The organism is Rahnella sp. Larv3_ips (genome assembly GCF_003697865.1).
Lineage (GTDB): Bacteria > Pseudomonadota > Gammaproteobacteria > Enterobacterales > Enterobacteriaceae > Rahnella > Rahnella rivi.
Genome location: NZ_MJIB01000004.1, coordinates 951,650 through 977,513 on the forward strand (window position 1 = coordinate 951,650; position 25,864 = coordinate 977,513).

At 60.5% G+C, this 25,864-nt stretch carries 17 protein-coding genes; 9 read left to right on the forward strand and 8 right to left on the reverse strand.

Annotated elements, in window-relative coordinates; translation table 11 throughout:
- Position 1 precedes the first annotated feature (1 nt).
- The 5 genes from ED901_RS06695 to ED901_RS06715 all read left to right on the forward strand — a co-directional run bounded on the left by ED901_RS06695 (position 2) and on the right by ED901_RS06715 (position 5,187).
- Complete coding sequence (locus ED901_RS06695) at positions 2-916, forward strand: ABC transporter permease (protein ID WP_122095380.1); 915 nt, start codon at positions 2-4, stop codon at positions 914-916.
- Positions 913-2,295 (forward strand): M20/M25/M40 family metallo-hydrolase, encoded by a 1,383-nt coding sequence (locus ED901_RS06700; RefSeq protein ID WP_122095381.1) that lies wholly within the window; start codon positions 913-915, stop codon positions 2,293-2,295. The genes ED901_RS06695 and ED901_RS06700 overlap by 4 nt, the downstream gene beginning before the upstream one ends.
- 64 nt (positions 2,296-2,359) lie before the next feature.
- Positions 2,360-3,358, forward strand: coding sequence for a 1-aminocyclopropane-1-carboxylate deaminase/D-cysteine desulfhydrase (locus ED901_RS06705; protein WP_122095382.1), 999 nt, complete (start codon positions 2,360-2,362; stop codon positions 3,356-3,358).
- A gap of 1 nt (position 3,359) precedes the next feature.
- The gene (locus ED901_RS06710) at positions 3,360-4,361 is read left to right on the forward strand and encodes an ornithine cyclodeaminase family protein (protein WP_122095383.1); all 1,002 of its coding nucleotides are present in this window, start codon (positions 3,360-3,362) and stop codon (positions 4,359-4,361) included.
- Positions 4,348-5,187: a sulfurtransferase gene (locus ED901_RS06715; RefSeq protein WP_122095384.1), complete on the forward strand. Its 840-nt coding sequence runs from the start codon at positions 4,348-4,350 to the stop codon at positions 5,185-5,187. The genes ED901_RS06710 and ED901_RS06715 overlap by 14 nt, the downstream gene beginning before the upstream one ends.
- Here ED901_RS06715 and ED901_RS06720 read toward each other — a convergent pair.
- Both ED901_RS06720 and ED901_RS06725 read right to left on the reverse strand, forming a co-directional pair.
- Positions 5,184-6,812, reverse strand: coding sequence for an ABC transporter ATP-binding protein (locus ED901_RS06720; protein WP_122095385.1), 1,629 nt, complete (start codon positions 6,810-6,812; stop codon positions 5,184-5,186). The genes ED901_RS06715 and ED901_RS06720 overlap by 4 nt on opposite strands.
- Positions 6,813-7,510: 698 nt before the next feature.
- Positions 7,511-8,806 (reverse strand): NtaA/DmoA family FMN-dependent monooxygenase, encoded by a 1,296-nt coding sequence (locus ED901_RS06725; RefSeq protein ID WP_122095386.1) that lies wholly within the window; start codon positions 8,804-8,806, stop codon positions 7,511-7,513.
- A 317-nt stretch (positions 8,807-9,123) separates the two neighbouring features.
- Between ED901_RS06725 and ED901_RS06730 the strand changes: the two genes are divergently transcribed.
- The 4 genes from ED901_RS06730 to ED901_RS06745 are packed head-to-tail and all read left to right on the forward strand — an operon-like array spanning position 9,124 to position 14,203.
- Positions 9,124-10,740, forward strand: a complete 1,617-nt coding sequence (locus ED901_RS06730) for an ABC transporter substrate-binding protein (RefSeq protein ID WP_122095387.1) — start codon at positions 9,124-9,126, stop codon at positions 10,738-10,740.
- A 36-nt stretch (positions 10,741-10,776) separates the two neighbouring features.
- Positions 10,777-11,766, forward strand: a complete 990-nt coding sequence (locus ED901_RS06735; RefSeq protein ID WP_056777370.1) for an ABC transporter permease — start codon at positions 10,777-10,779, stop codon at positions 11,764-11,766.
- Between the two features lie 5 nt (positions 11,767-11,771).
- Complete coding sequence (locus tag ED901_RS06740) at positions 11,772-12,602, forward strand: ABC transporter permease (protein ID WP_056777385.1); 831 nt, start codon at positions 11,772-11,774, stop codon at positions 12,600-12,602.
- Complete coding sequence (locus ED901_RS06745; RefSeq protein WP_122095388.1) at positions 12,599-14,203, forward strand: ABC transporter ATP-binding protein; 1,605 nt, start codon at positions 12,599-12,601, stop codon at positions 14,201-14,203. Before ED901_RS06740 ends, ED901_RS06745 begins: the two co-directional genes overlap by 4 nt.
- An 891-nt stretch (positions 14,204-15,094) precedes the next feature.
- Here ED901_RS06745 and cobA read toward each other — a convergent pair.
- The 6 genes from cobA to ED901_RS06775 are packed head-to-tail and all read right to left on the reverse strand — an operon-like array spanning position 15,095 to position 25,852.
- Positions 15,095-15,955 (reverse strand): uroporphyrinogen-III C-methyltransferase, encoded by an 861-nt coding sequence (gene cobA / locus ED901_RS06750; RefSeq protein WP_056777505.1) that lies wholly within the window; start codon positions 15,953-15,955, stop codon positions 15,095-15,097.
- A gap of 23 nt (positions 15,956-15,978) precedes the next feature.
- A complete protein-coding gene (locus ED901_RS06755; RefSeq protein ID WP_122095389.1) occupies positions 15,979-18,648 on the reverse strand; it encodes a nitrate reductase in 2,670 nt (889 codons plus the stop codon).
- Positions 18,645-22,841, reverse strand: a complete 4,197-nt coding sequence (gene nirB / locus ED901_RS06760) for a nitrite reductase large subunit NirB (protein ID WP_122095390.1) — start codon at positions 22,839-22,841, stop codon at positions 18,645-18,647. Before nirB ends, ED901_RS06755 begins: the two co-directional genes overlap by 4 nt.
- A 21-nt stretch (positions 22,842-22,862) precedes the next feature.
- Positions 22,863-23,660, reverse strand: coding sequence for an ABC transporter ATP-binding protein (locus ED901_RS06765; RefSeq protein ID WP_056777394.1), 798 nt, complete (start codon positions 23,658-23,660; stop codon positions 22,863-22,865).
- 9 nt (positions 23,661-23,669) lie between these two features.
- Positions 23,670-24,578 carry a nitrate ABC transporter permease gene (gene ntrB, locus ED901_RS06770; protein WP_056777397.1) on the reverse strand — a complete coding sequence of 303 codons (909 nt, stop codon included), beginning with the start codon at positions 24,576-24,578 and terminating at the stop codon, positions 23,670-23,672.
- A gap of 11 nt (positions 24,579-24,589) precedes the next feature.
- On the reverse strand, positions 24,590-25,852 hold the full coding sequence (locus tag ED901_RS06775) for a CmpA/NrtA family ABC transporter substrate-binding protein (RefSeq protein ID WP_056777400.1): 1,263 nt from the start codon (positions 25,850-25,852) through the stop codon (positions 24,590-24,592).
- Positions 25,853-25,864: the final 12 nt, after the last annotated feature.

Genomic DNA, 25,864 nt, shown 5'->3' on the forward strand with positions numbered 1-25,864 from the left:
TATGTTGCGCTATATCCTGCACCGCCTCGCCCAATCCGTTCTGGTGATGTTCGGCGTGTCACTGCTGATTTTTTACAGCCTGCATCTGACCGGCGATCCGGCTGCCGTCATGATGCCACCCGGCTCCAGTCAGCAGGAGATGGAGAATTTTCGTCACAGCATGGGCTTTGACCGGTCACTGACCTGGCAATACTGGCATTACCTGACCGGCGTGCTGCAGGGCGATATGGGTGAATCGCTGCGCTACAGCCAGCCGGTCACCGAACTGATTTCCCAGCGCGTACCGGCGACATTACTGCTCGCCGTCACCGCGCTGGCCTGGAGCACGCTGGCCGGTTTACTGCTCGGGATCCTCAGTGCGCTTCGTCAAAACACGCGGTGGGATCTGTTCGCCCGTCTGCTGGCGTTCAGCGGGCAGGCCGTGCCGGTGTTCTGGCTCGGCCTGTTGCTGATCATCGTGTTCAGCCTGAATTTACGCTGGCTGCCCTCCGGCGGCTACGGCAGCGCCAGCCAGCTGGTGATGCCCGCACTGAGCCTTGGCGCGTATTACATGAGCGCCATTGCCCGCCTGATCCGCGCCAGCCTGATAGACGTTTTACAGCAGGATTATATCCGCACAGCCCGCGCCAAAGGGCTGAGTCAGTGGCGCGTTGTGGTGCGCCACGGGTTACGCAATGCGCTGATCCCGGTGATCACCGTTCAGGGCATGTATTTTGCCTCGCTGCTCGGCGGCGCGCTGGTCACGGAAATCATTTTTGCCTGGCCGGGGATTGGCCGCCTTGCGGTGCAGGCGATCCAGAACCGTGATTTCCCGCTGGTGCAGGCCATCGTGCTGCTGGCCGCGCTGGTGTTTGTCGGCATCAATCTGATTATCGATCTGCTTTATGTCGTGCTTAATCCGAGGATTCGCCTGTGACTGTAGAGATCCCTGCTGAACTGCAACCCACCCTCGCCGTTTTGTCAGCCATTACGCCGTTTGCCAGCGTAGCCGGGCGAATTGATGAGCAACGCGAACTCGCCCGCTGGCTGGAAGCCTGGATCATCCGCGAGCTGGGCGGCACGCCGGTTATCACCGTCAGCCAGCAATCGGCAGGCGACGCGCCGCCGCTGGTGCATCTGCGCATCGACATGCAGGCCGCGAAAACGCTGGTGCTCTACAACATGTATGACGTCATGCCCGCCGGACCAGAAGGCTGGGAGCACCCGCCGTTCAGCGGCGGATTCAGTGACTGGCCGGGCATTGGCGCCGTGTTTGTCGCGCGCGGAGCCGAAAACAACAAAGGCCCGCTGGCGGGGATGCTGACAGCCATCAAATCCCTGCGCGATAGCGGTGCCCTGCGGGTCAATCTGGAGATCATTCTTGAAGGTGAGGAAGAGACGGGCAGCGGGCATTTACGCCGCTATCTGGCACAAACACCCTGCCCGGTGGCGCCCGCTGACGCGGTATTTTTCCCCTCGCTGTGCGAATACGGCGGCGGCGAACCGCGGGTTTACCTCGGTTTCAGCGGGCTGAGCGGCGGCAGAATTGAAGTCAACGCGGGCAAATGGGGCGGCCCTCATGCGGCCATCCATGCCAGCAATGCCAACTGGATCGCCAACCCCGTCTGGCACCTGGTGAACGCCCTGCATGCCATTGCGCCCGCCAAAGACAACGGCGTGATGGCGCGACGGCAGACTGACGAACAGGCGACCCGCCTGCTGACCACCCTCGCCGACCGGTTCAGTATCGAAGACGAACTGCGCTTTCGTCGCAGTGAAAAACTGTCCGTACACGGCGACACGCTTGCCTGCCTGCAACAGCTGATTAACGGCGCGGTGCTGAACATTTCCGAAATCCGCAGCGATCCGTCCGATGCGCGCGGCGTGATCCCGCACCGTGCCAGCGCCGAATTTGCGCTGCGGGTGCCGCCCGGCATCGACGGGGAAAGTCTGCTTAACGACATCAGGGAAACCCTGGCACGCCCGGAATTCAGCGGCGTGACGCTGACGCTGGACGACAGCTATCCCGGCCACCGCTTCCTGCGCGAAAGTGCCGGTGTGGACGCGCTGCTCGCCAGCTATCAGGCGCAGGGTGCCACGCCGCAAATCTGGCCCTGGGCGCCCGGCTGCGCACCCGCCTACACCTTTGCGCACGTGTCTGAAGCCTTTTTGATTGGCGGCCTCGGCCACGGTGGTAATGCCCACGGCGTCAATGAATTCGTCACCCTGCGCGGGCTGGCACGGTTTCAGCAATCCGTCACCGACTGGATACAGTTCTTCAGCAACGACACCTCTTTTTCAACGGTGACGGAGTGATCTCCGCCGCTGTTTTGCGTCAACTCCCGGGAAAGTTTTAAAAAATAATCAGCAGGAAAATATCATGAAACAAGCAGATGATTTTGAACGTGTTCCACTGGGTTTTTTCCCCACACCTCTCGAGCGTCTGGCCTCGCTCAGTACCTCGCTTGGCATCACGCTCGACATCAAACGTGATGATTACACCGGCTTTGGCGGCGGGGGCAACAAAGTCCGTAAGCTGGAGTATCTGATGGCTGACGCCTGCCGCAAGCAGGTCAAGGTGGTCATCACCACCGGCGGCCATCAGTCCAACCATGCCCGCATGGTGGCGGCGGCGGCACGCAAGTTCGGCATGAAACCGGTGCTGGTGCTGCGTGGCGACGCGCCGCAGAGTTATCAGGGCAACCTGTTGCTCGATAAGCTGTTTGGCGCGGAGCTGGAGTTCCTCGACCCCGAGGGCTATTTCACCCAGATTGAAGGCGCCATGAACGCCCACGCGGCGGCGGCCGAAGCCCGTGGCGAGAAAGCCCTGATCATTCCGCTCGGCGGTGCTACGCCGCTCGGCGCACTGGGCTACGTGCGCGCGGTCGAAGAGATGGATGCGCAGCTCAAAGAGCGCAATCAGCCACCGCCGCAGGTGATCGTCGCCCCCACCGGCTCCGGCGGCACTCTGGCCGGATTGTACGTCGGTGCCCGTAAATACTGGCCTGACACCCGCATCGTCGGCATCAGCGTCAGTGCTAAGGCCGAATGGTTCCGCACACGGATATCCGCCATGGCGCAGGATTGCGCCGATCTGCTCGAATGGCCGCAACGCTGGACTCCCGACGATATCTGGATTGAGGATGAGTACGTCGGTACAGCCTATGGCGTGCCGTCCGCCGGGGGGATTGACGCCATTTACCGTGTCGCGCAGGAAGAAGGCCTGCTGCTGGATCCGGTCTATACCGGCAAGGCCATGCACGGCCTGATCGGTCTGGTGGAACAAGGCAAAATTAAAGCCGGTGCCACGGTGATTTTCGTCCACTGCGGCGGTTCACCGGCGCTCTATCCCTTTGCCCAAACGCTGCTGGAGCACTGAGATGACAGAGGGTTTTCGCTATCTGAGCCGGCAGGACGTCATCGCGCTCGGCGGTACGCTGGCGCAGGCGGCGCTGGATGACGTCTGTGACGTTGTCACGCTGATGCGCCACCACGACGCCGAAATGCCTGCGGAAACCCATGTCAGCCTCACCGGCCAGCGTGGCAAAGCCTATGCATTACCGGCGCGGGTTGGCGGGCGTTTTAATGCCGCAGGCGTTAAATGGACCGCCCACCGGCCAGACGCAGAGGACAATCTGCCGCAGGCAATGGCGCTCACGCTTATCAGCCGGGCGGATAACGGACTGCCGCTCGGGCTGGTGGAAAGTGGTGCGCTGACCGCCACCCGCACGGCGGCCGTGAGCGCACTTGCCCTGAGTCACGCCGCGCCGCGCACCGTGCAGCGCGTGCTGCTGTTGGGGGCTGGCGTTCAGGCGATGGCGCATCTGGATATGCTGCGTGAGTTGTTCGGCAATTTGCGGGAAGTCAGCTGGTGGGATCGTCGCCAGCGCAGTTTGCCGGTCGATAGCGCGTCTTTGCCGTGGCCGCTGGTTAACGTCGAAAATTTGCAGGAGGCGCTCAGCCGGGATATTGACGCAGTGATCACCTGCACCAGCGCCGCAGAACCTCTGCTGGAAGCTGAGGCGATGCGCCCCGGACGGCTGGTGATCCAGGTCGGCTATCACGAAGTCAGTTTTGCCGCCATCCGCTGCGCCAGCCGCGTGGTGGTGGATTTATGGGGTGATTTCTGCGAAACCAGTGCCAAAAGTCTGTTCCAGATGTACCGCGCCGGTGAATTCAGCAGGGAGCGGGTGGATGCAGATTTAGGCAACCTGCTGCTCGACGGCTGGCGGCCTGCCGCCGGAGACAGCGTCTATTTTTCCTCTTTTGGCCTCAACGTGTTCGATATCGCCCTGGCCTCGCGGGTCCTGCGGCTCGCCGCTGAACGCGATACCGGCACCCTGTTACCGTTTTTCCCGGAGTCCGCCCATGCCCCTGAATAATTCCCTGCTGATCGGTGCGGCGGAACTGCGCGCCCGTCTGGCGCAGGGCGAGTTATTTGCGCTGATTGACGTCCGTGAACGGGCGCAATGGCAGCAGGCCACCCTGCCTGATGCCTGCCATCTCAACGTGTACGACTATTTTATTCCTGACAGCAGCGACGAAGGGATCGTCAGCATGGCTCACGCCTTTTATCGCGCGTGGCAGGCGCTGCTCATCGGTGACAACGTCACTCCGGTTTTTTTCGAGCAACAGGTGGGCATGCGCTCGCCACGGGGCGTCTGGTTCACGCAGTTTGCCGGCATTTCGGGGGCGTTACTGCTCGACGGCGGTGTGGATGCCTGGGTGCAGGCCGGTGGCGCGCTGCTGCCCGGACAGGGTTTGCAGGCTGAAATCAGCGCACAAAACCCTGAGTTCTCACCCGCTCCCGCGATGCACAAACGCCTCGCCGCCACGCGGGCTGACGTGCTGGCAGCCGCGCAGCACCCCACGCAGATTGTCGATGCCCGCAGGCAAAGCGAGTATTCCGGCGAGTTTGCCCATGAATGCTGTCACCGCGCCGGGCGTATTCCCGGCGCCACACTGCTGTTTTGGGAGGATGTGATACAGGACGGTCAGTTTCTGGCAGCCGGTGAGCTTCGTCAGCGTGCTGAAAAAGCCGGGATTTCACCCGATCGCCGCGCCATTATTTATTGCCACCGTGGCGCACGGGCAGCCACGGTGTATGTCGCGCTTCAGCTGGCGGGTTATCAGCATCTGGCGATTTATGTCGGCTCCTGGCATGAATGGGCTGAACATGATGAATTGCCGATGCTGACCGGTTTCTAGCTGGCTTTACGCAGTTGCAGCGCCTGCACAATATCGGGCGCCGCGGCCAGCAACTGGCGGGTATAGGGGTGTTGCGGCGCGACAAGCACCTCGCTTGTGGTGCCGCTTTCCACCACTTTTCCGTGATACAGCACCACCACGCGATCGCAGACCTGCTTCACGGCAGCCAGATCATGACTGATAAACAACACGGTCAGCCCCAGTTGTTCACGCAGTCTGTCCAGCAGCGCCAGTATTTGCCCGCGAACCGATAAATCCAGTGCCGAGACGGCTTCATCCGCGACCAGTAACTCCGGTTCCAGCGCCAGAGCACGGGCAATCGCCACGCGCTGACGCTGGCCGCCGGAAAACGCACCGGGTAACCGGCTGGCGTGATGCGCTTCCAGCCCGACCAGTTTGAGTAACTCCTCCACCCTTGCCTGAATCTGCCCCGCCGGACGTAACTTATAGACCCGCAGCGGCTCGGCGATTTGCTCACCAATGGTCATTTTCGGGTTCAGGCTGGCATAGGGATCCTGAAATATAATTTGCGCACGGCGACGCATTTTCTGCCGGATGGCCTGGCTGGCGAGGGTCAGAGATACGCCGTCAAATTCGATATCGCCGCTGTCGGTGTCAATCAGCCCCATAATCGCCCGCCCCAGCGTCGTTTTACCGGAACCGGATTCCCCGATAAGCCCGAGAATTTCGCCACGGCGGATATCCAGCGTGGTGGGGAACAGCACCGTCTGGCGTTTAGCGGCAACAAAAGGCAGAGAGCGGGTTTGCGCATAACTTTTGGTCAGCGCCTGCAGCCGGATAAGCGGTGCCTCGTCGCTTATCTGTGCGCCTGCCGGACGCGCCTGCGGTTGTGAGGCGGCAATCAGTTTGCGGGTATAGGGTTCCTGCGGCGCGGTCAGCAACTGCCCGACCGGCCCCTGCTCGACCAGGTTTCCCTGATGCATGACATACGCGCGGTCGGCGTAGCGGGCAACGATGCTTAAATCGTGAGTAATCAGCAGGATCCCCATTTCCATTTCCTGTTGCAGTTCCTGCAACAACGCGAGGATTTGCGCCTGAATGGTGACGTCCAGCGCGGTGGTGGGCTCATCGGCAATCAGCAGACGAGGTTTAGAGCTGATGGCGCTGGCGATCATCACCCGCTGGCGCATCCCGCCGGAAAGCTGATGAATATACTGCTTCGCCCGCTGCTCGGGGTTAACGATGCCCACGCGATCCAGTAAAGCAACCGCGTCGCGATGCGCCTGTTTCCAGCCAATCTGCTGATGACGAACCAGCACTTCCGCGATCTGCTCCCCGACTTTCAGCACCGGATTCATGCTGGTCATCGGCTCCTGAAATATCATCGCCAGTTCTTTGCCGCGCACCGGCGCATCGTAAGGCACATCCGGGCTGGCAATACGTTTATCCTCCAGCCAGATTTCGCCCCCGCTCATCAACACGCCGGGCGGCAACAACCCCATCAGCGCCAGCGAACTGAGGGTTTTCCCCGAACCTGATTCCCCCACCAGCGCCACTATTTCGCGTCTGTTCACCTGAAAGGAAACAGGATTTACCAGCGGGATCCCTGAATCGGTATGAATCGCAAGACTGCGGATATCGAGAAGCGGTGTGGATGGGGTCATAACGGAGTTTCCTGGGTGGAAAGTGAGCATAGAGGATATATCGTATATTGTTGAGGGGCAACAGGTAGCCATGGTGGTGTGGTCTTAAGGTCAAATTCAAATTCAAGACCGTGGGTTGCCACCCACACCGGCCTTAAGGGGGGCTTATCGCCGCCCCCCTTAAGAATCCCGGGCTCTTTTAACTGCGCGCTGCCGCTCGCTGGCTATGTTTCAGCGGCTCCTCCTATTGCCGCAAACGCCGCCGCTGCGCGGTCCTCTCATTTCAGGCTCGGACCCGCTCGGAAAAACACCCTCGCGGTTTCTCACCGTTCATTCGACGTCGTTTTGAGCGCGGCCAGAGGCTATGTAAAACGAAGGTTTTTCTCCTCCCCCTCCGATGTGGAAGGAGGAAAGCAGAACCAAACACATCGTTTCAACTTTAAAAATGCCATTGGCCGCGCTCAAAAATCACGCCGAAGGGAGAGGTGGAAAACCGCGAGTCAGTTTGCGCGGGTTGTAACCCGACCGGAGGGCACCGCAAAGCGGCGGGATTTTGCGGCAATAGCAGGGATACCTGAAACATAGCCAGCGAGCGATAGCGCGCAGTTAAAAAAACGCAGGATTCCAAAGGGTTTCGTTTAAAACCCTTTGGGCCCGTTTGGGCGGCGAGCCCAAGGTTTTGAAGTTGAACTTGAAACAAAGGATAAAACACGCCTGTTTTACCTCCTCCTCCCTCTTATCCCCAAATTCTCCCTGAAATCCCCCCCGCTGTACTCCGTATCAATCAACCCGCGGCGGCGTAATTCCGGCAGTAAGCCGTTGAGCAGCAGGTCCTCCTGATCCGGCTGGCCCAGCCCGTGCAGGGAAATCACATCCAGCACGCCCGCCTGGTAACGTTGTTCGATGGCGTCGGCCAGCGTTTCCGGGGTACCGGCGACAAACCAGTGGCCGGTTTCCTGTGCCTGAATGATCAATTCGCGCAGCGTCAGCCCCTGTAAGGCAAAACGTTTGAAGATTTCTGCGCGCCCGCGACGCCGGTTGACCTGCCCGATGTCGGGCAGCAGGCGCAACGGGACGGGCTGATCCAGCGCCAGATCCCGCAGGTCAATCTCGCCACCGAGCATGTCAGCCACTTTAAGGCGTCCCTGCTCGTAATCGATGCGCTCATGCTTTTCAAATAACCGGCGCGTCACGTCTGACGGGCTTTCGCCGATGATCGAATGGAACGAGTTCATGATTAACGGACGATTTTCTCGGCGGCCAAACGCATCCGCATGATGGTGTACCTGTTCGACAAAATGCTTCGCATCCTCAAAGGTGGGCTGTGAGGTGTAAATCACTTCGGCGTAGCGTGCGCCCAGCTTCAGCCCTTCTTCGGACTGCCCGGCCTGAAACTGTACCGGCCGGTGCTGCGGCGGAGGTGGCACATTCAGCGGCCCCTGCACGCGGAAAAAATCGCCGTGATGATGCACCGGATGCAGCTTGCGCGGGTCGATGGTGACTGAACCGCTTTTATTGCGGCGCACGGCGTCCGGCTGGTTGGCATCGAACAGCGCGTTGATCACCTCGATAAATTCGGTGGCACGGGCATAGCGAATCTGTGGCGCAGGCAGGGTGATGTCACCAAAGTTCTCTTCCCCCACCGACGACGTCACCGCGTTCCAGCCCGCACGGCCTCCGCTGACGTGATCGAGCGTGCCGACCAGCCGGGCGAGGTTGTAAGGGTGCTGATAAGTGGTGGAAATCGTGGCAATAAGCCCGATGTGCGAGGTGACCTGGCTCAGTGCGGCAAGGGTGACGACAGGATCCTGACTGCCGGTCGAACCGGACAATCCGTCCGGGTCAGCCTGCAACAGATCGGCGGTAAACAGCCCGGTGATCTTCTCTTTTTCCGCTATTTTCGCCTGCGCAATGGCACGGGTAATACCGGTCACGCGTCCCTGATCGTTGGAGGCGTACACCACGCTCCCTGCCCCGACCAGAGTTTTCAGACGACGGCGAGATTGGATAGTCAAATGATCTCCTTAATTTGAATAATGAGTCTGCGTTAAAAATAGAGATCAGGGTTATTTACGCCACGAAGAAAAAAGCATTTGAATACGACAAAAATGAATAAACCCGCACTGACACATCCGCAGAAATAACCCCGCCCGGCAGGATGCGCGCCAAAGTCATTTATTTACGCTGGTAAGCAAATATTGTGATTTTACAACCCGGCAACGCGCCTTTAATAATCATTACGGGAATTGCGATTCCCTATAACAGATCCAGCGCATTCATCTTTGTTGATGTATTTCAAATACCGTCCGGGTATGACTTTAATGGGAAAAATATGAAAGCCTCTGCCGCCTCACTGTCTGCTTTAACGCTGTTAATTCTTTCCTCCGGCCAGGCGCTTTACGCGGCTGAAAAACCGGTATCAGGCGGAACCCTCACCTGGGGCGTGGAAACCGAACCGAATACGCTTAACCCTCAGCTGAACGGCCAGTCCAAAGCGGAACTGATCCTGCGCGTCGCCTACGAGTCGCTGCTCGCGCGTAAACCTGACGGCAGTTATATTCCGTGGCTGGCTACCGGATATTCGGTGTCCGAAGACGGCAAAACCTACACCTTTACCCTGCGCGATGACGTGAAATTCTCCAACGGTGAGAAGTTCAACGCCAGTGCCGTGGCAGAAAACTTCCGCCACGCGCAGGATCCGGCCTATTGCGCAGGCTCCAGCATCTGTGCGCTGGCCGGGCGGATCGACAGCGTGGCTACCCCCGACGAGCACACCGTCAGCATTACGCTGAAACAGGCTTACAGCCCGTTCCTCTCTTTCGCCTCCGGCCTGAAACTGATTTCGCCGTCATCCTGGACCTCACCTCAGCTCAAATCAGGCGGCACGGATATCGCCGGGACCGGCCCGTTTATCCTCAAACGCTATGAGAAAGGCCAGCAGATTGAGTATGTGCGCAACCCGGATTACCACTGGGCGTCTGCCAATGCCCGCCATCAGGGCCCGGCCTATCTGGAAGGCGTGACTTACCGCTTCCTGCCTGAATCGTCGGTGCGCACCGGCGCACTGCTTTCCGGCCAGGTCGACGTTATCGAAGGCGTCTCCGGCAATGATGCGGGCGAATTCAAAGACAACGCGGATTTCTCTTATCAGCACGCACTGAATACCGGCACCCCTTATTCACTGTTTCTTAACGTGAAATACGGGCCGACGCAGGAGCTGAACGTCCGTAAAGCGATTTTACAGGGGCTGGATATTTCGCCCATCCTGCAATCGATTTATCGCGGCGAGCGCACCCGCGTCTGGGGGATCACCTCACCGGTTGACCCGTTATACGACAACAGTCTGGTGAATAAATACGGTAACAACCCGGCGCTGGCGAATCAGTTGCTGGATGAAGCTGGCTGGAAAACCAAAGGCGCAGACGGTATCCGCACCAAAGACGGCAAACCGCTGACCATAGAAATCATTCAGGCGCAGGCCACGGTGCGCGATCAGCGCGATGTGTTGTTGCAGGCCTTGCAGGCGCAGGCGCGGCAACGTCTGGGTATTGATCTGAAAATCCGTTATGTCGATTCCGGCACCTATACCGAAGTGCGGAAAACCGGTGAATTCGGTTCGATCGCCAACTCCAATACCGATACCGACGGCATAGATATCGAAAACCATTACCTGCCGGTGAACGCCGGAGGCGCAATCAACTACAGCCGCACCGATGCCCCGGAGATCATTGGGTTGCTCAAAGGCGCGTCGCAAACGCTGGATAACAGCGAACGTAAAAACTTCTACGGTCAGTTGCAGAATTTTGCTGTGTTGCAGCAGGCGCTGGCGATCCCACTGTACGAGCCGGAAGACCAGATTGCCGCCGCGTCTTACGTTCATGACGTGGGTTTCAGGCCGTTCAAACAGATGCCGGAAAACACCTACGACGTCTGGCTGAGCAAGCACTGATCGGGCGCTCAGCATCAATAAGCAAGGAGTCACACCATGACGGTTGAAAGTTCACTGGCTTCACCCCGGCTGCCCGACACCCCGCCGTCATGGCGATGGCGGATCCTCCGGCGGCTGCTGAGCGGCGCGCTGGTGTTATGGGCGGCGGTGACGCTGTCCTTTATCAGCGTGCATCTCGCGCCGGGGGACATTGTCAGTTTACTGATGGGCGAACAGGTACAGACTCCGGCCATCGAAGCGGCGATCCGGGCGGAATGGGGGCTGGATCAGCCTCTGTACAGACAATATCTGCACTATTTATGGCGCGTGCTGCACGGCGATTTTGGCCGCTCTTATATGCTCAATACTGACGTCAGTTCGCTGGTGCTGTCGCAGCTGTGGCCGACGCTCAAACTCACCGGTCTGGCGCTGGTGTTCAGCCTGATATTTGCCGTGCTGATGGCGGTGACCACCGCGCACCGCCGCCTGGGGCAGCGCATCGCCGGGTCGGTCGAGCTGGTTCTGGCCTCCACGCCCTCTTTCTGGCTGGGCATCGTGCTGCTGTTTATTTTCAGTTTTACACTGCGCTGGTTTCCGGTGGCGGGCGATCGCAGCTTTTCCTCACTGGTGCTGCCCGCGTTATCTCTGGGCTTATCGCTGGGTGCGGTGGTGTCACAGGTGCTGCGGCGCGGGCTGGAAGACGCGCTCGATCAGCCCTTTATGCTGACGCTGCGCGCCTGGGGTTTACCCGATACCACCCTGCGTTTGCGTCACGCCCTGCGCCACGCCGCCCTGCCCGCCGTCACCCTGACCGGCTGGCTGATTGGCGGTTTACTCAGCGGCGCGGTGATCACCGAACAGGTTTTTGGCCGTCCGGGGCTCGGCAAAATCACCGTGGATGCGGTACTGGGTAAAGACCTTCCGGTGGTGCTGGCAGTGGCGATTTTCTCCGCGCTGGTGTACGTGGTGCTCAGTACGCTGGTGGACATTCTCTATTTATTCATCGATCCGCGCCTGCGGGATGCGGACGGGGAGCACACGTCATGAGCCAGATGATCGCCACCGCCGGTCTTAAACGTCATTTTTCTGCGGGATTTCTGCTGGCCGCGCTGTACCTGTTGCTGGTGCTGCTGGCGGTGATTTTCCCCGCGTGGCTCACCCATTACGACCCGCTGAATGCCGATCCGGTGAACGCCCAGTTGCCGCCCTCGGCTGAACACTGGCTGGGTACCGATCAGCTCGGGCGCGATGTGCTGGCGCGCATTATTTACGGCAGCCGTTATTCCCTGCTGATAAGCCTTGCGGCAATGGCCGTCGCGGTCAGCATCGGCAGCCTGCTGGGGTTACTGGCCGGTTTGCTCAAAGGGCCGCTGGATGAACTGATCAGCCGCGCGGTGGACGTGGTGTCCGCCTTTCCTGATCTGCTGCTGGCGCTGATGCTGATCGCCTTTACCGGCCCCGGTACCACCAATCTGATCTTTGCGCTCGGCGTGGCTTCCATACCGCGCTTTACCCGCGTGGTGCGGGCGCAAACCTTTGTGGTGATGTCTTCGGGCTACGTAGAACAGGCGCGCACCTTTGGCCTGAAACGCCACGTTCTGGTGTGGCGGCACGTTCTTCCTCACGCCATTGCCCACGTGCCGGCGCTGGCAACGCTCGGTTTAGGCAGCGCCATTATTGGCACCGCCGGGCTGAGTTTTCTCGGCATGGGGCCGCAACCGCCTACCGCCGAATGGGGGCTGATGCTGGCCGAAGGCCGTAACTATCTGCGCAATGCCTGGTGGATCGGCGTCTGGCCGGGGGTCGCCATTACGCTGACCGTTATTTCTGTGAACACGCTGGGCCGTTACTGGCAGGCCACTTTTGAAGGGAAACAACCATGAGCGGCGACCTGTTTATCGATATCCGCAATCTGTCGATCTCTTTTCCTTCGGCACAGGGTGAAAAAGCGGCGGTCAGCGGCCTGAATTTGCAACTCAGACGCGGCGAATCGGTGGCTTTTGTCGGGGAATCCGGCTCGGGAAAAACCGTCACCGCGCGCAGCCTGCTGGGGTTGCAGGACGCCAGTGCGCGCATCACTGCTGACCGGTTTGTGATTGACGGTCAGGACATGCTGGGCGCCAGCCAGCGCCGCTGGCGTAAAATTCGCGGCAGCAAAATTGGTTATGTGTTGCAGGACGCGCTGGTGTCGCTTGACCCGCTGCGTCAGGTGGGTCAGCAACTGCGCGACGCCCTCATCGCCACGCAGCCCGGCGCGCCCCGTGAACTGCACGCGCAGACCCTTGCCCTGCTGAAATCTGTCGGTATTCCCGATGCGCAACGCCGGCTGACCACTTATCCGCATCAGCTTTCCGGCGGTTTGCGTCAGCGCGTGTTGATCGCCACCGCGCTGGCGGGCAACCCCGGTTTGCTGATCGCCGATGAACCGACCACGGCGCTGGACATGACCGTACAAAAACAGATTCTGGATCTGCTGCAACAGCGGCGCGATAAAGGCGAAAGCCTGCTGCTGATAAGCCACGATCTCTCCGTGGTGGGGAAACTCGCCGATCGGATCCTGGTGATGCATCAGGGAAAGGTGGTGGAAGAAGGCATCAGCGAGGCACTGCTGACCGCGCCGCAGCACCCTTACACGCAGCAATTGCTGGCCGCGGTACCCGGTACCGCGACGCGTGGACTGAGGCTTTCCGGCACGCGAGGCGTCGCGTTGCCTGCCCGGCATATTTCCACGGACATCCCGGTGCTGGAAGCCAGGGGTTTATGCAAACAGTTCGCCGGGAAAACGGTGGTGAATCACGTCAGTCTGCGCCTTGCCGCGGGTGAAACGCTGGGGATTGTCGGCGAATCCGGTTCCGGCAAAACCACGGTGGCGCGCATGGTGCTCGGGCTGACCGAACCCGGCTCCGGCACCATCACCATTCAGGGTCGGCGCTGGAGTCAGGTCCCGGAATCCGACCGCAGGTTGCAACGCAAAGGCATCCAGCTGATTGCACAGGATCCGCTGAGTTCGTTTGATCCGCGATATAACGTTGAGAAAATCATCGGTGAGAGTCTGGACAGCGTCGGGATTTTTGGCGATGAACGCAAGAAACGCATCCGGCAGTTGCTGGATGAAGTGCAGCTGGGCGAGAGTTTTCTGCGCCGTTATCCGCGCGATTTATCCGGCGGTCAACGCCAGCGCGTAGCGATCGCCCGTGCGTTCGCGCCCAATCCGGCGCTGCTGGTGGCCGATGAACCGGTGAGCGCGCTCGACGTCTCGGTTCAGGCGCAGGTGCTGGATCTGCTGGCCGATATGCAGGCAGAACACCGCACCGCACTGTTATTCATCTCGCACGATTTAGGCGTCATCCACCATCTGGCCGACCGCGTGGTGGTGATGAAAGACGGCAGCGTGGTAGAACACGGGCAGGTCGATGACGTTTTCCACCGGCCCGCCCACCCGTGGACGCAGCAGCTGATCAACTCGCTGCCGGGGATGCCGTAGGGGGATGCAGGCGGGGGCCTAGGGGGATGTTTCGGTTTCTCACGGGCGGTGATCGCTCAGCGGCTGTCGCCGAAACCGCCCAAAAGGGGCCAGGACGGGCCCCTCTTGGATCTCCCACGTCTTTTTACTGCGCGTTATGGCGTGCTGCCGCTCGCGGGCTATGTTTTTGTTGCTACGGGTATTCCACCGGTTTTAACCCGACTATTTTAGGTGAGGTGAAAGTTTCGGTTTCTCACCTGCGGTGATTGCTCAGCCGCTGTCGCCGAAACCGCCCAAAAGGGGCCAGGACGGGCCCCTCTTGGATCTCCCACGTCTTTTTTACTGCGCGCTATCGCTCGCGGGCTATGTTTCAGGGACTTGCGTTATTGCCGCAAAATCCCGCCGCTGCGCGGTGCCCTCCGCTCGGGCTACAACCCGCGCAAACAGACGCGCGGTTTTCCACCGCTCCCTCCGGCGAGATTTTTAAGCGCGGCCAATGGCTATGTCATTCAAAAGATTGAGACTTTAATTTCTGATTTATAAAGTCGAAAACGGTGAGGTTGTGCTTTAAGAAGCCTCTGGCCGCGCTCGAAACGACGTCGAATGAACGGTGAGAAACCGCGAGGGTGTTTTCCCGAGCGGGTCCGAACCTGAAATGAGAGGACCGCGCAGCGGCGGCGTTTGCGGCAACAGGAGGAGCCGCTGAAACATAGCCAGCAAGCGGCAGCGCGCAGTTAAAAGAGCCCGGGGTTCTTAGGGGTGGCGGCGATAAGCCACCCCTAAGGCCGGTGTGGGTGGCAACCCACGGTGTTGACCTTAAGGCCGGTGTGGGTGGCAACCCACGATCTTGACGTTAAAACGTATTCACAGAACCCCCTGAAACAGCATCACGCAGTAAATAAGCCTGAAATATTAAGAGGCACACCGATAAGCACCTCTCAAACCCGGTGTGGGTGGCAACCCACGATCTTGACCTTCTCCATACCCGCAACTGCGTTGCCAGCCCCGATGCATCTCCACCACCTCCCCGACGATCAGCAGCGCGGGCGTTTGCACCTGCTCCGTGCGGATAAGCTCTGCCAGCGCGGTCAGTGTGCCGGTCAGTACCCGCTGATCGGGGCGGGTACCGCGTTCGATCACGGCCACCGGTGTGGAGGCCGCCAGACCATGCGCTATCAGCTGCTGGCTGATGTTTTCACTGTTGGCAATGCCCATATAAAACACCAGCGTCTGGCGCGTGGTGGCCAGTGCTGACCAGTCGATGTCCGGCTCGCCCTGCGCGCCGTGGCCGGTGACAAACCGGACCGACTGAGCCAGATCCCGGTGTGTCAGCGGGATACCGCTGGCTGCCGCGCAGCCCATTGCCGCAGTGATCCCCGGCACGATGTGGCAGATCACCTCATGCTGCTGGCAGTGCGCCATCTCTTCGCCGCCACGTCCAAAAACGAAAGGATCGCCGCCCTTGAGGCGCACCACGCGGTGTCCGGCCTGTGCCAGCGTCACCAGCAGTTGGTTGATCTCACCCTGTCCGAGCGTGTGATTGCGTGTCGATTTACCGACATCAATGCGCAGCACCTCGTCCGGGATCAGCGCCATCACCGGGTCTGAAACCAGCCGGTCAAACACCACCACGTCGGCCTGCACAATCACCCGCAGCGCTTTCACCGTCAGCAGCTCAACGTCGCCCGGCCCGGCGCCCACCAGCCAGACTTCACCCCGGCACACGGGCTGGCGCAGGTTCCCCGACGCCATAAGCTGAGAGATTTGCTGCATCTGTAATGACTTTTCGAGGATGTTCATTGGTCGTCTCCTGCCGTCAGCGACGTAAGCTGGCCGGCTATGATCTTTTTGAGTTCGGGAATGCATGAACCGCAGTTAGTGCCGCATTTCAGCTGCGCGCCGAGCTGCTGCACGCTGTGACATCCCTGCCGCACGGCGTCTGCGATGGCGATTTCGCCGATGGCAAAGCAGCTGCAAATCATCGCGCCGGTGGGGGCTTTACCGTTTCCGACGGTGCCTGCCAGCAGCGCCAGACGCTGCGACGCGGTCACCGGCGGCTGAGAAAATGCGGCCACCACCGCCTGACGTTCCGGCGCAGGGCGACGGCGGTGCGCGTAAAACGCCAGTTGCAGCTCACCGCCGGACCAGGCCAGAAGATGAAAACCGTCATCGCCCAGATGTGCCGCCTGGCAAACCCACTGGCCGGTGCCGAAATGTTCGCTGAGCCAGGCCGTCCAGTCCTGCGGTAAAGACGAATCGGCCAGCGTGTAATGCGTCACGCCCTGCTGCGCGATGCGGCTCCAGTAAGCAGTGTCAGGCGGTGCCGGATGCCGGTCGCTGTCGCCGCGCATAAACAGTTCGGCCTGCCAGGCGGCATTCCAGCGGCGCAGACTGACCGGCATATGTTTGCTTTCCGGCTGCCCGGACAGCGGATCGGTATGTGCCTCAATCAGCGCATCCACCCTGGCCTGCTGGCTGAACTGGCTGTTCCAGTGCATCGGCACAAAGACGCTGCCGCGCGGTTGCAGCCTGTCCGGCTGGGCGCGCAGCAACAGCCAGCCGTGCGAGGAGGCAACGCGCACCAGATCGCCGGGCTGGATCTGCGGGGCATCGTCGGGATGAAACTGACAGAAAGGTTCGCTGATGTGCTGCATCAGGCGCGCAGATTTCCCGGTGCGTGTCATCGTGTGCCATTGGTCACGCACCCTGCCGGTGTTCATGATCAGCGGACAGGCAGCCGTCGGCGGGTTCACCGGCGGCCTTGGCGTAACGGGGATCAGCCGCGCATGGCCGTCAGGATGGAAAAACCGGTTATCGGTGAACAGCCGCGCAGTGCCCTGCGGATTTGCGGCGTTGACCGGCCACTGCACCGGACGCAGCCCGTCCCACTGTTCATTGGAAAGCTGCGCCATCCCGCTGATATCAAACGCCCGCGAGCCCTGATTTTCAAAACCGGAAAGCGCCGCATGTTCGCGGAAAATCTCTGCCGGATGCTGATAGGCGAAGGCATCGTCATAACCCAGACGCTGCGCCACCTGACAGAGGATCCACCAGTCCGGTTTCGCCTCGCCCGGCGCTGGCAGAAACGCCCGCTGACGGGAAATGCAACGTTCGGAATTGGTGACCGTGCCGTTTTTCTCGCCCCAGCCCTGTGCGGGCAGGCAAATGTGGGCGGCACGGGTGGTATCGGTATCGCGCATGATGTCGGAGACAATCACCAGCGGGCAGCGCGCCAGCCCGGCACGCACGCGGTCGGCATCCGGCAGCGACACCAGCGGATTGGTGCCCATGATCCATACCGCTTTGATCTGGCCTGTTTCCACGGCACGAAACAAGTCAACGGCGTTCAGTCCGGCGGTTTTCGTGACGTTGTCACTCGCCCAGAACCGCCCCACGCGATCCACCTCCTGCGCGCTGAACCCCATGTGCGACGCCAGCTGGTTTGCCAGACCGCCCACTTCGCGCCCGCCCATGGCATTGGGCTGGCCGGTGATGGAAAACGGCCCGCAGCCTTCGCGGCCAATCTTGCCGGTCGCCAGATGTAAGTTGATGATGGCGTTGCATTTATCAACGCCGGAGCTGGACTGATTGATGCCCATCGAATACAGGGTCACCAGCCGGTCACTGTCAGCAATCATCTGATAAAAGGCCATAAGCTTTGCCGGAGGCAGCGCGCACGCATCGGCAGTGCGGGCTGGCGTCCAGGTTTGTGCCGCCTGCAAGGTCTGTTCCGCACCCCGGGTATGCTGTTGCAGGAAAGCGGCGTCGAGTTTCCCGCTGTCCGCCATGGCGTTCAGCGCACCACAAAACAGCGCCGCATCGCTGCCGGGGCGCAACGCCAGATGCAAATCGGCGATATCACAGGTGGCGGTCTGGCGCGGGTCAATCACAATAATGCGCATTGCGGGCCGCTCTTTTTTCGCCTGCGCCAGCCGCTGATAAACTACCGGATGCGCCCAGGCGGTATTGGAACCGGTGAGGATCACGCAGTCTGCCCGTTCCAGATCCTGATAGCTGCACGGCACGGCATCCGCGCCGAACGCACGTTTGTAGCCGACCACCGCCGACGCCATGCACAGGCGCGAGTTGGTATCCATATTTCCCGCGCCGATAAAACCCTTCATCAGTTTGTTGGCAACGTAATAGTCTTCCGTCAGCAACTGGCCTGAGCCGTAGAAGGCCACGGCCTGCGGGCCATGTTCGCGGATCACCTGTTGCAATCCGCTGGCGACGGCGTCCAGCGCCTTCTCCCAGCTGACCGGCTGGCCGTGGATTTCCGGCTGAAGTAAACGTCCCTGCAAATCCAGCGTTTCTCCCAGCGCGCTGCCCTTAACGCACAGCCGCCCGAGACTGGCCGGATGCGCATCGTCGCCGCTGGCGCTGAAGCCCTGCACCTGCGGTTGCATCCTGACGCCGCAGCCGACGCCGCAGTATGCGCAGGTGGTGAACGTCGCGTCTTTTTTCATAGGCTGACCGTCTCAATCCGCTCTGCGGCACGCACCCCGTGGCTCACCGGGTTTTCCTGCACCCAGACGCGCCCGCCGTCCACTTTGACCGGCCAGACGCTGAGTGCGGTGTGCCCGTCATCCACGCTGCACCCGTCCAGCAAACGAAAGCGCTGCTTGTACAACGGCGAAATCACCACCGGTTCCCCTTTCACATCGCCCAGCAGGCCGCGCGCCAGCACGTTAGCGTCGCTGTCCGGCTCATGGTTGCTGAGGGCAAAAACCTTCTGCGGATGATCCGGCAGGTGGAACAGCGCAATCTGGCGGTTTGCCAGCCGCGCCGCCATTCCTGCGTTGGCCGGGATGGCGTTCAGTTCGCACAAATCCACCCAACCATGAACGGCCATCACCGGCTGATTCACCACCACCGGTGGCAGTGAGGCGCGCTCCGTGGGAGTTGCCGGGCGGATCTGCTGCCGCTCCTGCACCATGACTACCGCTTCGTCCGGCAGTTCGCTGTTCACAAACGGCCTGAACAGCGCCAGACGATCCGGGTCAGCCAGCGTGGTCTGCCATTCGCACTGATAGGTGCCGACCACGGCGTTCATCTCGTTTTCCAGCTCCGCGCCGATATGCAGGCTGTCTTCCAGCACCACCTGACGCAGATACGCCATCCCGCCTTCCAGATTGTCCATCCAGGTGCTGGTGCGTTGCAGGCGGTCGGCGGTGCGGATGTAGAACATCAGAAAGCGGTCCACGGTGCGGATCAGCGCTTCGGTGCTCATGTCCTGCGCCAGTAAATCGGCATGGCGCGGCTTCATGCCGCCGTTGCCACAGACGTAAAGGTTCCAGCCTTTTTCCGTAGCAATCACACCGACGTCTTTGCTTTGTGCTTCGGCACATTCCCGGGTGCAGCCGGACACGGCCATTTTGATTTTGTGCGGCGAGCGCAGCCCTTTGTAGCGGCTCTCCAGTTGCAGCGCCAGCCCGGTGGAATCCTGCACGCCGTAGCGGCACCAGTTGGATCCGACGCAGGATTTCACCGTACGCAGGGATTTGCCATAGGCGTGACCGGTTTCGAACCCGGCATCCACCAGTTGCTGCCAGATTTCCGGCAACTGCTCCAGCCGTGCGCCGAACAGATCGACACGCTGGCCGCCGGTGATTTTGGTGTAAAGGTTGTAACGCTTGGCGACCAGTCCGATGGCGATCAAGCCGTCCGGGGTGATTTCCCCCGCAGGGACGCGCGGTACCACGGAATAAGTGCCGTCTTTCTGGATGTTGGCGAAGAAGCGGTCGTTGGTGTCCTGCAATGGCAGATGTTGCGGTTTGAGCAGGTAATCGTTCCAGCATGATGCCAGCACCGATCCCACCAGCGGTTTACAGATTTCACACCCGTGGCCGTGGCCGTGTTTCTGAATCAGTTCACCGAAACTGCGGATATTGCCCATGCGGACCAGGTGATAAATCTCCTGCCGCGAATAGGCAAAATGCTCGCAGATGTCTTTTTTAACATCGACGCCCATTTCCGTCAGCGCGAACTCCATCACCTGTTTGGTCAGCACCGCACAGCCGCCGCAGCCGGTGGCTGCTTTGGTACAGGCTTTGACTGCCGCCATGTCGCCGCAGCCGCCTTTCACCGCGTCACAGATATCCGACTTGCTGACGTTATGGCAGGAACAGATCTGCGCGCCGTCCGGCAGCGCCGCCACGCCGAGGCTTTTCGGCGCAGCACCGGTGCTGGCGGGAAGGATCAGCCCTTCCGGATTCGCGGGCAGCGGCATGTCGTTGAGCATCATCTGTAACAACGTGCTGTATTCGGTGCTGTCGCCGACCAGCACCGCGCCGAGCAGGCGTTTGCCATCCTGCGAGACCACGATTTTTTTATACACTTCCGCCGGGCCGTCCACCCAGCTGTAGCTCTGGCTGCCGGGGGTACGGCCGTGCGCGTCCCCGACCGACGCCACTTCGACGCCGAGCAGTTTCAGTTTGGTGCTCATGCCCGCGCCCTTGAACGCCACTTCGCTACCGGACAGCGTATCCGCCAGTGTGCGCGCCATCTGATAACCGGGCGCGACCAGCCCGAAGATCTGACCGTTCCACAACGCACATTCACCGATGGCAAAAATTGCCGGATCGGAGGTGCGGCACTGGTCATCAATCACAATGCCGCCACGCGGGCCGACCGTCAGCCCGCACTCTTTTGCCAGCTGGTCACGCGGGCGGATCCCGGCGGAGAACAGCACCAGATCGGTTTCCAGATGGCTGCCGTCGGCAAACACCATGCGGTAACTGCAGGTTTCACCTGCGACGATTTCGCGGGTTTCTTTGCCGGTGTGCACCTGCACATCCAGCGCTTCAATTTTGCGGCGCAGCATGGCCGCACCGCCCTCATCGAGCTGAACGCCCATCAGCCGTGGCGCAAACTCCACCACGTGCGTTTGCAACCCGAGATGTTTCAGCGCATTGGCCGCCTCCAGCCCGAGCAATCCGCCGCCCACCACCACGCCGGTGGTGCCCTTACCGGCGCAGGCCTGGATCGCCGCCAGATCGTCGAGCGTGCGGTACACCAGGCAGCCCGGCGCGTCATTCCCCGGTATCGGCGGCACAAACGGGTAAGAGCCGGTCGCCAGCACCAGCAAATCGTACGCCGTCTGCCGCCCCTGCCGGTCAACCACAAAACGGTGTTTGGTATCAATGTGCTCCACGCCGTGCGCGAGACGCAGCTCAATACCGGTGGATTCGAAGAAGCCGTCCTCTACCATCGACAGCGATTCGGCGCTGCGTCCGGAGAAAAACTCTGACAAATGGACGCGGTCATATGCCGGGGACGTTTCCTCGGCAAACACGATCACCTGATAGTGCAGATGCAGTTCGCGCTCGACCAGTTGTTGCAGGAAATGGTGTCCGACCATGCCGTGTCCGGCCATCACTAAAACGGGTTTTGACATTACATTGCTCCTCGCTATCTCATGGGATAACGGTTCGTTCAGGGGGAGATCAGGCACCGCAGGCGTTTCTTCTGGATTGAAAACGCTCAGTTGCGATGGCTGAATGGATGGATGGCGAAGACGTGAGAAGTAGTCCGGCCCGTCGCTGATGTCGCCCCACAGCAGCACACCTTGCAGCTGGTTGTGGCGCAGTAACAGGCGGCGGTAGTGGCCGTCGATCGGGTCAAAGGTGCTGTGGATCTGGGCGTCATCACCGGCGGCAAGTTCACCGGCGCAAAACAGGTCAATGCCAGTCACCTTCAGGCGCAGCGGGACGTTTTGTACGGTAAAGGGCGTTGCATCATCGCCCGCCAGTCTGGCCGCCAGGTTTTCTGCCTGCTGCCAGCAGGGAGCGACCAGCCCGAAAGTCAGTTCGCCCAGCTGACAACATTCGCCGATGGCGGAAATATGCGGATCAGAAGTCTGCAACCCGCTATCCACCAGAATGCCACGCGCACAGGCCAGACCGGCAGCCTGCGCCAGCGCAATATCCGGGCGGACACCGGCGGCCACCACCACACGATGCGCCGCCAAAACGCGGCCATCGCACAAGGTCACCTGCCGGACGTTGCCGCTGTCGTCTGCGCCATAGGCCGCCGTTTGCGCCTGCAATACCGTTTCGATACCGCGTGACAGCAGGCTCATGCGCAGCAGCCCGGCAGCATGTTCATCCAGTTGCTGATCCATCAGATGCGGGCCGCGATGCAACAGCGTGACCGCCATTCCGCGCATCGCCAGCGCCGCGGCGGCTTCCACGCCTAACACGCCGCCGCCGATCACCACCGCCGGTCGTCCGGCCACCTGTCCGTGCAGAATGTTTTCGACGTCGCGCTGCGTACGGAATCCGTGGATCCCCGCCAGTTGCGCCCCCGGCAGCGGCGGCATAAAAGGCCGCGAACCGGTGGCGATCACCAGATGATGGTAAGAGAACGTTTGCCCCTCAACGCTGACCCGTCTGGCGGCACGGTCAATGGCCGTGACCGGCGCACCGCGCAAAAACGTGACGTTGTGACGTTCATACCAGCTCTGTTCGTGCGTCACGATATCGGCAAAGGATTTCTCGCCCGACAGTACCGGCGTGAGCATGATGCGGTTGTAAGCGGGCTGCGCTTCGTCACCGATGATCAGAATGCGGAAGCGCGACGGTGCGCGTTCGCACAGCGTTTCCACCAGCCGGACGCCCGCCATGCCGTTGCCGATCACCACCAGAACAGGTTTATCCATTGCGCTCACTCCACCACTGACTCAGGCCACGGCCTGGTGTTTTTCGTACAGGAACTGCAATACCTGCTGGCGGTACTGGTGGAACCTCGGATCGTTCGCCAGCGCCAGCCGTGAACGCGGCCGTTCGAGCGCCACCTGCATCACTTCGCCGACTTTCGCCGCCGGTCCGTTGGTCATCATCATCACGCGGTCAGACAGCAGCACCGCTTCGTCCACGTCATGAGTGATCAGCAAAATGGTGGTGTTCAGGCGTGACTGGATCTCCATCACCGCGTCCTGCAAATGCGCTCTGGTCAGGGCATCCAGCGCGCCAAAAGGTTCGTCCATCAGCAGCACTTTGGGTTTCATCGCCAGCGCGCGCGCAATACCGACCCGCTGTTTCATGCCGCCGGAGATTTCACCGGGGCGTTTGTGCATGGCATGTGACATATGCACCAGCTCAAGGTTGTGTTCGATCCATGCCTGCATGTCGCTTTTGCTCATCTGGCCTTTGAATACCTGATGTACCGCCAGCGCGACGTTCTCAAAAGCGGTCAGCCAGGGCAGCAGCGAATGGTTCTGAAACACCACGCCGCGCTCCGGGCCGGGGCCGTTAATCTCCTGGTTGTCACACAGCAGGACGCCTTCGGTCGGGCGGCTCAGCCCGGCAATCAGGTTCAGCAGCGTGGATTTTCCGCAGCCGGAGTGACCGATCAGGCTGACGGTTTCACCCTGTGCGATGTCAAAACTGACGTTGTCGAGCGCCAGAAATGGCCCTTTGGCGGTCGGGAAACTTTGCGTGACGTTTTCTACGCGGATAATGGCTTTGTCGTTTTTCATGTCAGGCTCCTAACGGTTTTCGTAGCTGAAGCGCCGCGCAATGGCCATCAGCCCCTGCTCCAGCAGCATGCCCACCACGCCAATCAGCAGGATGGCGATGATGATGTTTTCCACGTTGAGGTTGTTCCATTCGTTCCAGATCCAGAAGCCGATCCCCACGCCGCCGGTGAGCATTTCTGCCGCAACAATCACCAGCCAGGCGATGCCGATGGACAAACGCACGCCGGTCAGGATGTACGGCAGCACGGCAGGAAACAGGATTTTGCGCATCACCGTGAATTCACTGAGTTTGAGCACCCGCGCCACGTTGAGATAATCCTGCGGAATGCGCATCACGCCCTCGGCGGTGTTGAGGATCATCGGCCAGATTGAGCAGATAAAGATGGTCCAGGCGGATGCCGGTTCGGCGCGCTGAAACAGCAGCAGACCGATTGGCAGCCAGGCCAGCGGGCTGACCGGTCGCAGTAAAGAGATGATCGGGTTGAGCATATTGGCGATAAAACGGAAGCGGCCAATCAGGAACCCGGCCGGTATCCCCACCAGCGCCGCCAGCCCGAAGCCCATCGCCACGCGTTTGAGCGACGCCAGCACGTTCCAGCCGATGCCCATGTCGTTCGGGCCGTCGATGTAAAACGGGTCAGCAAAGATGATTTTCGCCGCGTCCCAGGTTTTCAGCGGCGTCGGAAACCCTTTGCTGCTGAGTGCGGCAATCTGCCAGATAGCAATCAGCACTATCGCGCCGAGCAGCCCCGGCACGAGTTTTTGCATCATGCGACGCAGGATTTCACGCCCTTTGCTGCCGGTCGCGGCTTTCGCCACCGGCGGCGGCGCGGCTTTCGCGGCGTTCAGCGGCAGAATTTCCGCGCTTTCCGGCTCTGCGGTCAGGGCGACAATATTGGTTTTCGGGTTCATGGACATTTCGGCCTCACTTAACGTTTCATGGCAAAACTGTTGGCGTATTGCGCGGGGTTGCTGCCATCCCACACTTTTCCGTCAAACAAGGTGCTGCTGCGCATATCACCCGCAGGCATGTTGATGCCGCCCACCGCCGTGGCGGCCTGTTTGTAGATGTCGGTGCGGTTGATCTTTTTGGCGACGGCCAGGTAATCCGGATCGCTGTCAATCAGCCCCCAGCGTTTGTGCTGCGTCAGGAACCACATGCCGTCGGAGAGGTACGGATAGTTGACCGCGCCGTCGTTGAAGAAGCGCATGCTGTGGGCATCTTTCCACTTTTTGCCCAGCCCGTTGTCGTACTCGCCGAGCATGCGTCCCTGAATGGTTTGCGCCGGGGTATTGATGTAGGCGCGCGCCGCCACCACCTGCGCGGTTTCAATGCGGTTGGCATCGGAGGTGTCTATCCAGCGTGAGGCGTCGAGCACCGCGGCGGTCAGTGCGCGGGCGGCGTTAGGGTTCGCGGCTACCCAGGCGGAAGTGGTACCGAGGATTTTTTCCGGATGATCGGCCCAGATTTCCTGGGTGGTGGCGGCGGTAAAACCGACGTCATCTAAAATGGCGCGCTGGTTCCAGGGTTCTCCGACGCAGTAACCGCTCATGTTGCCAATTTTCATGTTCACCACCATTTGCGGCGGCGGTACGACGACGTTACGCACATCGTTAAACGGGTGGATCCCGGCATTCGCCAGCCAGTAATAGAGCCACATGGCATGGGTGCCGGTGGGGAACGTCTGCGCAAAGGTGTAGGTGCCTTTTGCGCTGGCATCCACCACTTTTTTCAGCGAGGCCGCATCGGTGACGCCCGCCTGTTTCAGCTGGTTTGAGAGGGTGATCGCCTGCCCGTTATTGTTGAGGGTCATCAGCATCGCCATGTCGTGCTGCGGACCGGAGGCCCCGAGCTGTAATCCGTACACCAGGCCATAAAGCACGTGGGCGGCATCGAGCTCGCCGGACACCAGTTTGTCGCGCACCGACGCCCAGCTCGATTCTTTGCTGGGGATGATTTTGATGCCGTATTTCTCATCGAACTTTTTCACCGCCGCCATCACCACTGACGCGCAGTCAGTGAGCGGAATGAAACCAACGCGGATCTCTTTTTTCTCGGGCGCATCAGAGCCCGCCGCCCAGACGCTGTTCATAAAGCCCGGCATCATCATGCTGCCGCCCAGCACTGCACTGCCGGCCAGAAAACGGCGGCGGGAGAATGTGCCCACTGTGTTGTTGTCGTCTTGCGTCATTACGGCTTCCTG